Annotated in this window: 7 protein-coding genes and 1 pseudogene; 3 read left to right on the forward strand and 5 right to left on the reverse strand. The window is 72.0% G+C overall.

Annotated elements, in window-relative coordinates; genetic code table 11:
* The first annotated feature begins 228 nt into the window (after positions 1–228).
* Positions 229–825: an Lrp/AsnC family transcriptional regulator gene (locus PV721_RS37260; RefSeq protein WP_416371260.1), complete on the forward strand. Its 597-nt coding sequence runs from the start codon at positions 229–231 to the stop codon at positions 823–825.
* 66 nt (positions 826–891) lie between these two features.
* Here the strand turns inward: PV721_RS37260 and PV721_RS37265 are convergent, their stop codons facing one another.
* The 3 genes from PV721_RS37265 to PV721_RS37275 form a co-directional block, all read right to left on the reverse strand.
* Positions 892–2,571: a hypothetical protein gene (locus tag PV721_RS37265; RefSeq protein ID WP_319732347.1), complete on the reverse strand. Its 1,680-nt coding sequence runs from the start codon at positions 2,569–2,571 to the stop codon at positions 892–894.
* Positions 2,572–2,696: 125 nt separating this feature from the next.
* Positions 2,697–3,284 carry a TetR/AcrR family transcriptional regulator gene (locus PV721_RS37270; RefSeq protein ID WP_319732349.1) on the reverse strand — a complete coding sequence of 196 codons (588 nt, stop codon included), beginning with the start codon at positions 3,282–3,284 and terminating at the stop codon, positions 2,697–2,699.
* Entirely contained in the window at positions 3,281–4,792 is a 1,512-nt protein-coding gene (locus PV721_RS37275; RefSeq protein ID WP_319732351.1) for a 3-hydroxyacyl-CoA dehydrogenase, read from the reverse strand. Before PV721_RS37275 ends, PV721_RS37270 begins: the two co-directional genes overlap by 4 nt.
* 124 nt (positions 4,793–4,916) lie before the next feature.
* Between PV721_RS37275 and paaN the strand changes: the two genes are divergently transcribed.
* Positions 4,917–6,599, forward strand: a complete 1,683-nt coding sequence (gene paaN / locus PV721_RS37280; protein WP_319732353.1) for a phenylacetic acid degradation protein PaaN — start codon at positions 4,917–4,919, stop codon at positions 6,597–6,599.
* A gap of 12 nt (positions 6,600–6,611) precedes the next feature.
* Here paaN and PV721_RS37285 read toward each other — a convergent pair whose 3' ends face one another.
* Positions 6,612–7,271 carry a MerR family transcriptional regulator gene (locus PV721_RS37285; RefSeq protein ID WP_319732355.1) on the reverse strand — a complete coding sequence of 220 codons (660 nt, stop codon included), beginning with the start codon at positions 7,269–7,271 and terminating at the stop codon, positions 6,612–6,614.
* 113 nt (positions 7,272–7,384) lie between these two features.
* Here PV721_RS37285 and PV721_RS37290 point away from each other — a divergent pair.
* A pseudogene (locus PV721_RS37290) lies at positions 7,385–8,329 on the forward strand (hypothetical protein); the annotation flags it as partial.
* Here the strand turns inward: PV721_RS37290 and PV721_RS37295 are convergent.
* The gene (locus PV721_RS37295) at positions 8,285–9,064 is read right to left on the reverse strand and encodes an RNA methyltransferase (protein ID WP_319732357.1); all 780 of its coding nucleotides are present in this window, start codon (positions 9,062–9,064) and stop codon (positions 8,285–8,287) included. The pseudogene PV721_RS37290 and the gene PV721_RS37295 sit on opposite strands and share 45 nt — an antisense overlap.
* Positions 9,065–9,271: the final 207 nt, after the last annotated feature.

Below are 9,271 nucleotides of genomic sequence, written 5' to 3' on the forward strand. Positions count from 1 at the left end.
GGGTGGGACGGTGGGACGCACCGGCACCGGGCAGCTCTTGGACCGTCATGGCGGCGTACACCTCCTCGTGGGAAGCGGGCAGGGCGACGGCTCGGGTGTGAGGCGCCTCACCTACCGATTGTTCGGTTGTTCGCGCAATTTGGCTACAGGCGACTCCAGGCTGTGGACAAACGGGCGCCGGGGCCCTGGGATGGATGCAGGACGTCCAGGAGAGGGAGGCATCGGGCAATGCCGGATGAACAAATGGCCGGAGCAGGTTCCGCACCGGTTCCACCGGGGGGCGCACCGGGCACACCCGGCGCCCCGGGAGTCCCTCCCGTCGCACCCCGTCCCCTGGACCCGATCGACCGGTCGATCATGCGGCTGCTGCAGGCGGACGGCCGCGCGTCGATACGGTCGGTGGCCGAGCAGGTGCACGTCTCGCGCGCGAACGCCTACGCCCGCATCAACCGGCTCATCGACGACGGGGTGATCCGCGGCTTCACGGCCCGCGTCAACCATGAACGCGCGGGCCAGGGAGCATCCGCCTACATCACCCTGAAGATCGTCCAGAACTCCTGGCGGACGGTCCGCGAGCAGCTGCGCGAGCTTCCGGGGGCCGCCCACATCGCCCTGGTCAGCGGGGACTTCGATGTCCTGCTGCTGGTGCACACGCCGGACAACCGGACGCTGCGCGAGCTGGTCCTGACCCGCCTCCAGGCCATCCCGGAGGTCCTCTCCACGCGCACCCTGCTGGTCTTCGAGGAAACGGATCTCCTGGACTCGGGGCCGGGCGGACCGGGCGGGCCGGGCGCGGGCGGTCCCCCGGCGCTGGCCGAGGAGTAGGCCGGACGTGCGACAGCGCCCCGGGAAGGGCCTGGAGGGCCGTTCCCGGGGCGCTGTGCGCGCCGCCTACGGGCGGATCAGCGGGTTCTCGTAGTAGCCGGAGATGTCGACCACGAGGTCGGTCTTCTCCCAGCCCTGGTTCCAGAAGTCGACGATGCCGTGCTGGCCCCCGCTCGCCTGGACCAGGTTCGGGACGGTCTTGCCCTTCGTCCAGTTCAGGGTCGAGGCGCTGGGTCGCGCCGGCGTGACCGCGGTGCCCTTCTCGTACTGCTCCACCGAGTTCGGGTCCGGGGCGACCGAGAGGAAGCCTCCGCCCGCCGTGTTGGTGACGGTGGTATTCAGCACGTACGCGGTGACGGCGCCGTCCTCGGGGAAGAACGGCACGGCCAGGTAGTCGCGGCCGGCGATCGGTCCGTAGGCCCCGCTGATGGCGCCCTCGGGGTCGCGCGTGTCGAGCCAGCGCATCGGCGAGAGCGGCATGAAGGCACCCTGGCCGGCCGGGCTGTAGTAGCCGACGACGTCCACCACGACATCGGCTCCGGCCCAGGCGTTGTTGCGGATGTTGATGCTCCCGTCGGGGCCGACCGGCACGATCACCGAGTTGGCGACGGTCTGGCCGGCGGTGAAGTTCACGTTGGACGCGAGCGGGATCTTGCCTCCGCTCGGGTAGACGATCAGGTGTCCGGCCTCCTTCGGGCCGGTCACCGTGACGTTGAGCGCCACGGCCTTGACGCCCTGGGGCACCCCGCGCAGGCCGGCGATCTGCGTGCCGAAGCTCGTCTGACCGGGGACCTGGCCCTTGTTCGTGCCGAGGCCCTCGCGGGTGTCGACGAAGCGGGCCGGGGCCATGGGGGTGTAGCCGTTGGCCGCCGTCTGCGTGAAGTAGCCGGTGATGTCGGCGATCAGGTCGACCGACTCCCAGCCGCCGTTGTAGAGGTCCACGGAGCCGTCGTTGCCGACCGGTACGACGACCAGGTTCGGAACCGTCTGGCCGGGCTCGAAGTTGATGTTCGACGAGTTCGGCCGCCGGTTGCCCGTGTCGTAGGCCGTGATGTGCCCGCCGCTGGTGGTGTTGGTGACGGTGACGTTGAGGACCACGGCCTGCACGCCGGCCGGGATCGTGCCGTAGCCGCCGACCTTCACACGGGCGCTGGTGTGCGGGGCGACCTTGGCCTTCGGCGCGCGGAACCCCTCCCGGGTGTCCAGCAGACGCGTGGGCTCGTACGGCGTGAACTCGGAACCCGACGTCACGACCTCGAGCTCGTTCTCGACGTACACCTTGTTGGCGGCGTCGTTCACGCCGACCTTGATCTTGTACTCGCCGACCTCGGCGTAGACGTGCTCCGGCAACAGCAGGGCGGAGCCGGAGGCGGCGAGCTTCTCCACCTTCCCGTCGCCCCAGGAGACGCTGACCTCGAGTGCGGCATCGGCGCTCGTGACCTCCGCCCACAGCTGGAGGGAGTGCGCGCCGGTGTTCGTGGCGCTCAGGGCGACCTTCAGGTCCGGGTTCGCGGCGGCGACGACGTCCGCCCGAGCGGCGGCGGAGGTCACCTTCCGAGTGGACTTGTCGGCGCCGCTGGTGAAGGTCCGGAAGTTGGACGCTCCGGCCTTCTTCAGGTCAAAGGGCTTGGTGACAGCATGGGCGCCCGGCGCGGACGGATCCGCGGCCAGGGCCGTGCCCGGCAGAAAACCAACGACGGCCACGACGATCGCGGCAGCTGAAACTACGAGACGGCGACTGCGCACCGGTCCCCCCATTTTCGTTCGGTGCGATGGTCCTGAACGCGAGGTTTTGAACGCGCTCAAGACCGAAATCCCGCTCAGGTTACAGAATCGCCCGACCGTTCGCCCGAGGGGGTGGCACCCCCGGGTCAGCGGGTGGTGCGCAGGCCGTCCAGGGCCATGCTGACCACGGCGTCCGCGAGTTGGTCCTGGCCGGTTCCCGGATGCGGGCGGTACCACTCGACGAGGGAGTTCACCATGCCGAAGAGCAGGCGGGTGGCCAGCCGGATGTCCACGTCCGCCCGGAGGTCTCCGTCCGCCGCGGCGGCCTTGAGCAGATCGGCCACCTGGTGGTCGAACTCGCGGCGGCGTTCCAGCGCCCAGCGCTCGGTCCGGGTGTTGCCGCGCACCCGCAGCAGCAGCGTGACGTACGGCAGCTCGGAGACCAGCACCTCGACCGTGCGGCGCGTGACGTACTCGACGCGCTCGACCGCCCGGCCGCGGACCGCGCCCGGCTCCTCCAGCACCGCGAAGAGCTCGTCGAGGGCGCGGCTGACGGCGCGCCGCAGCAGCTCCTCCTTGCCCGCGACGTGGTGGTAGATCGAGGACTTCGAGATGCCCGCGGCCTTGGAGAGGTGCTCCATCGACGTGCCGTCGTAACCGCGCTCGTTGAAGACCTGGACGGCGACGGACAGCAGGGTCTCGGGGGTGTACGTGTCCCGCTTGGCCGTGGTCATTCGGCCTCCTCCTCGTCACCTGCGGCGTAGCCCAGCTTGAACAGCGCCAGCGAGGGCGCGTACCGGCCGCCGGGACAGCGCTCGTCGAGGTGGTGGAGCAGGTCGTAGGCCCAGTCCCGGCCGAGCCGGTCGTGCCATTCGGAGGGGCCCACGGGGTAGTTGACGCCGAGCCGCATCGCCGTGTCGATGTCCTCGGCGGAGGCCACGCCGCGGGCCACGGCGTCCGCCGTGAGGTCGATCAGCATCGCGACGGTCCGGGCGACGATCATGCCGGGGACGTCGCCGATGACGGAGACCTGCTTGCCCAGCTTCTGGAACAGGCCGATCGCCTCGGCAAGGGTCCGCTCGCTGGTGTCCTCGCTGGCGGAGAGCGCGATCCGGGTGGCGCCGCGGTAGTCGAACGCGAGGTCGAAGTACACGACGTCCGCGAACTCGACCGAGGTCTTCCCGTCCGCCAGCACCAGCTGGCCCTCCCCGGGCAGCTGGATGTACGGACCCCCGTGCTCGGTGGCCGTCACGGCGATCCCGGCCTCCTCCAGCAGGTCGGCCAGCTCCGCGGCGGGCCCGAGGTCGCCCACCACGGTGACCTTGGCCGGGGCCTCCTCGGGTCCGGCCGTGTGCGGCTGCGCGGAGACGGCCTCCGGGCCGTACGGGAACCAGCCGTGGCCCGACTTGCGGCCGAGGCGGCCCGACTGGACCAGCCGGCGCTGGGCGAGGGAGGGGGTGAACTTGGGGCTGCGGAAGAAGGACTCCCACACGGAGCGGGTGACGGCCTCGTTGACATCCTGGCCGATCAGGTCGGTCAGCTGGAACGGGCCCATCTTGAAGCCGCCGCTCTCGCGGAGGACGGCGTCGATGGTGGCCGGGTCGGCGCCCTGCTCCTCGTACACCGCGAAGGCCTCGGCGTAGAAGGGGCGGGCGATCCGGTTGACGATGAAGCCGGGGGTGTCGGCGCAGCGGACCGGCGTCTTCCCCCAGCCGAGGACGGTGCGGTACGCGCGCTCCGCGGCTGCCGGGTCGGTCGCGAAACCGCTGACCACCTCGACGAGCGGGAGCAGCGGAGCCGGGTTGAAGAAGTGCAGGCCGAGGAAGCGGCCGGGGTGCGCGAGCCCGGCGGCGAGCTCCGTGACGGAGAGGGAGGAGGTGTTCGTGGCCAGCAGCGCGTCCGGCGAAACCACCTCTTCGAGTGAGGCGAAGAGCGCCTGCTTGACGGTGACGTTCTCGACCACCGCCTCGATGACGAGGGCGGCCCCGGCGAGGTCCCCGAGCGCGGCCGCCGAACCGATCCGGCCGATCGCGTCCTCGGCCTCGGCACGGTCGAGCCGGCCCTTGGCGGCCATCCGCTCGACGCGGTCCTGCACGAAGCCGACGCCGTCGGCGGCGAGGGTCGCGTCGATGTCGTAGATCAGCACGCGGTGACCTGCGAGAAGGGCGACCTGGGCGATGCCCTGGCCCATGGTGCCCGCGCCGACGACCGCCACAGTGCGGGACCGCTCGATTGCTGTCATGTCCTGATCCTCCCGCACCGACTTGTCCACAGGTCTGCCGGGCCCTCTTGTCCCGACCGATCGTTCGGTTACTCTAACTCCAGTCTGCTCTCCTTCGCCCGGCTCAACGAGGAGTTGGTCCCTGATGGCCGCCGAGCTCACCGTCCCCCAGTTGTCCGCCAAGCACCGGCCCACCCTGGACCAGGCCCTGTCGGCGATCCGCAGCCGCGCCTACTGGTCCCCGCATCCCGAGCACCCCAAGGCCTACGGCGAGACCGCGCCGGCCGACGGGCTCGCCGCCTTCGAGGCCCTGCGCGGCACGCGGCTGGACCTCGGCCAGCCCGGCACCGACGGCTGGACGGGCGCCGAGGTGTCCCCGTACGGCCCGGAGCTCGGCGTCGAGTACCCGCACGCCGACCCGGACGTGCTGCTGCCCGCGATGAAGGCCGGCATGGCCGCCTGGCGGGACGCGGGACCCGAGGCGCGCGCCCTGGTCTGCATCGAGATCCTGGCCCGCATCTCCGCCCGCACCCACGAGTTCGCGCACGCGGTCATGCACACCAGCGGCCAGGCGTTCATGATGGCGTTCCAGGCCGGCGGCCCGCACGCGCAGGACCGCGGCCTGGAGGCGGTGGCGTACGCGTACGAGGAGCAGACCCGCGTCCCGGGGCAGGCCGACTGGTCGAAGCCCCAGGGCAAGAAGGACCCGCTGAACCTCGGCAAGAGCTTCACGGCCGTCCCGCGCGGCATCGCCCTCATGATCGGCTGCAACACCTTCCCGACCTGGAACGGCTACCCCGGCCTTTTCGCCTCCCTCGCCACCGGCAACGCGGTGCTGGTCAAGCCGCACCCGCGGGCCGTGCTGCCGCTCGCGCTCACCGTCCAGGTGGCGCGCGAGGTCCTCGCGGAGGCGGGCTTCGACCCGAACCTGGTCGCGCTCGCGGTCGAGCGCCCTGGCGAGGGCATCGCCAAGGCCCTCGCGGTCCGCCCCGAGATCAAGCTGATCGACTACACCGGGTCCACGGAGTTCGGCGACTGGCTCGAGGCAAACGCCCGCCAGGCTCAGGTCTACACGGAGAAGGCCGGCGTCAACACCGTCGTGCTCGACTCCACGGACAACTACAAGGGCATGCTGGCGAACCTCGCGTTCTCCCTGTCCCTCTACAGCGGCCAGATGTGCACCACCCCGCAGAACCTGCTGATCCCGCGCGACGGCATCGCCACGGACGCCGGCCACAAGAGCTACGACGAGGTCGTCGCCGACCTCGCGGCATCGGTCGGCGGCCTGCTGGGCGACGACGCCCGGGCCAACGCGCTGCTCGGCGCGCTGGTCAACCCGGACGTCAAGGCCCGGCTGGAGGCGGCGGCCGGACTGGGCGAGGTCGCGCTGGCCTCCCGGGAGGTCGTGAACCCCGAGTTCCCGGACGCCGTGGTCCGCACCCCCGTCCTGGTCAAGCTGGACGCGGCCAAGCCGGACCCGGACGCGCCCTACCTCTCGGAGTGCTTCGGCCCGGTCTCCTTCGCCGTGGCCGTGGACACCACCGCCGACGCCCTCGACCTGCTGCGCCGCACGGTGCGGGAGAAGGGCGCCATGACGGTGGGCGCGTACACGACGTCCGCGGACACCGAGCGGGCGATCGAGGAGGTCTGCCTGGAGGAGTCCGCGCAGCTCTCGCTGAACCTGACCGGCGGGGTGTACGTCAACCAGACCGCCGCGTTCTCGGACTTCCACGGCTCGGGCGGCAACCCCGCGGCCAATGCCGCGCTGTGCGACGGTGCCTTCGTCGCGAACCGCTTCCGGGTGGTGGAGGTCCGCCGCCAGGCGTAGTCCTCCTCCCCATCAGGCCCTGGACGCCTCCTCCCCGAAGGTTCGGACGGAGGCGTCCACCTGGGCCATCCTGCGCAGGGCGGCGAAGACCGCGTCGCCCAGCACCGTGCCGACGACCACCGCCTCCACCAGGTCCTCGCGGGCCACCCGGCGGGCGGTGTAGTCCAGGTCCGCGCGGCCCACCCGCTCGGCCGCCTCCGCGTAGTCGTCGAGCACGTCCGCGAAGGCGCCGTGCCCCACCCGGTCGAGCGAGGCGAGCGCGGCCACCAGCGCCTCGACGGCCTTGGTGCCGGGCTCGACGCGCCAGCCGCGCGACTCGATCAGGTGTGCCACCCGCGCCCGGGCCAGCACGGTCTCCGCGTCCTCCGCACCGCCGCTGCCGCCGCCTTCGCCGTATCCGGGCACCAGGCTCTGGGCGGCCGCGCCCAGCAGCTCGTGCACCGGCCGCTCCTTGTCGTCGACGGCCGCGAGCACCTCGCCGATGGCCGCCACCGAGAGTCCGCCGACTTCCAGCAGCGCTCGGACCAGCCGGAGCCGGCGCTCGTGCACGTCCCCGTAGCTGGCCTGGTTGGGGCTCGTCAGCTCCCCCGCAGGGAGCAGACCCTCCCGTAGGTAGTACTTGATCGTCGGTACCGGCACCCCGGTCCGCCGGCTCAACTCACCGATGCGCACGTGTGTTCACCCTGTTTCCGCTTGCCCTGTTCACCTGTTCACCCCCATCATAGATAGTGGCACTATCAGATAGTGGAGAGTGTTGCTATCCATTCATTACGGGGGTACGAATGATGTCCTCTTGGCGTACCCGGCACCGCCCACTGGTGCTGTTCGCCCTGGTCATGGCCGTGTGGGCGCTCGGCTCCGCCGTCGGACTCCTGGTCGACGACCGCGTGCTGACGGGGGCGCCGATCTGGGCCAAGCCCTTCAAGTTCTCGGTCTCGTTCGTCGCCTACTGCCTCAGCCTGGCCTGGATGATCTCGCTGCTGGGCGAGGACCGGCGGCGGCTGCGCCGGACCGCCTGGTGGGCCGGCACCGTCGTGGTCGCCGCGAGCGCCGGCGAAATGGTGCTGATCACCCTGCAGGTCCTGCGCGGAGTGCGCAGCCACTTCAACGGCGCGACGCCCTTCGACACCCAGGTCTACTCGCTCATGGGCAACACCGTGGTGGTGCTGTGGCTCGCCACGCTCGTCCTCGCCGCCCTGCTCTGGCGCGCCGGGACCGCCGACCGGGCCACGACCTGGTCGATCCGGATCTCCACGGTCCTCGCGCTGACCGGGGCCGGACTCGCCGTCCTGATGACCCTGCCCACCGCCGAGCAGCAGCGCCTCGACGCGTCCGGCCTCGAGGTCCTGGAGAACGGCGGGCACAGCGTGGGCGTGCCCGACGGCGGCCCCGGCATGTTCCTCACCGGCTGGTCCACCACCGGCGGAGACCTGCGCATCCCGCACTTCTTCGGCATGCACGCCCTGCAGCTGCTCCCGCTCCTCGTGCTCGTCCTGGCCGCGCTCGCCCCGCGCTTCGCCCGGCTGCGCGACGAACGGGTGCGGGTGCGGCTGGTCTTCGTGGCCGGGGCGGTGTACGCGGCCGTGCTCGCCCTGCTGACCTGGCAGGCGCTGCGCGGCCAGTCACTGGTCCACCCGGACGGGACGACGCTCGGCGCGGCCGCGCTGATCCTTGCCGGGGGTGCGCTAGGCCTCCTCGCCGCCCTCTTCGCCGGCCGGCGGACCGCCCCAGTGGAAGAGGGTCATGGCCACGCTGGTGGCGAGGTTGTAGCTGGAGACCTGCGGGCGCATGGGCAGGGAGACGAGGTGGTCGGCCCGGTCCCGGAGCTCCGGTGAGATCCCGTGGCGCTCCGAGCCGAAGGCGAGCAGGGCGTCGTCCGGGAGGGTGAGGGAGCGGATGTCCAGGCCCTCCGGGTCGAGCGCGTAGAGCGGCCCGGGCGGGAACTCGTCCAGGGCGAGGCGCTCGACGGTGGTGGCGTAGTGCAGACCGGCTCCGGCCCGGACCACGTTCGGGTGCCAGGGGTCGAGGTCCCCGCGGGTCACCACGCCGGTGGCGCCGAAACCGGCGGCGAGGCGGACGACGGCGCCGACGTTGCCGAGGTTGCGGGGGTTGTCGAGGACGACGACGGGCGCGGGCCTGGGCAGCCGCCCGAGCGCGGCGAGGCCGGCCGCCCGGTCGGGGCGTACGGCGAGGGCCGCGACCCCGGTGGGGTGCACGCGGGGGAGCAGCTCCTTGAGCGCGGCCCGGCGCACCAGCCGGGCCACGTCGGCCTCCACGTCGGGGGCCAGGCCGGCGGCGAGCGCGCGGACTTCGGCGGGGTCGTCCGCCAGCGCCATCCGTACGTCGGCGCCGAAGCGGAGGGCATGCTTCAGTGCGTGGAACCCGTCGAGCAGAACAAGATCCGCCCGCCCGGCGGCCTCCCGCCACTCCCGCACCGTCTCGTCTGCGCCCGCCCGCTCACTCATGCCCCGACCCTACGACCCCCCGAACGTGCCGCTGCGCGGAGCTCTCCCCGCCCCGCCCCTCCACCGTTCCCCGGGCTCTGCCCGGACCCGCTCCTCACACGCTGCAGGGGCTGAAGAACAGCCTCGCCGGCGTTTGAGGCGCGGGGGTCCGGGGGCTGGCCCCCGGCAGCGGCGCCGCAGGTCAGGGGAGTGCGGCCGGGACGGGGG

Source organism: Streptomyces sp. MB09-01, assembly GCF_033794505.1.
In the GTDB taxonomy this organism is placed as follows: domain Bacteria; phylum Actinomycetota; class Actinomycetes; order Streptomycetales; family Streptomycetaceae; genus Streptomyces.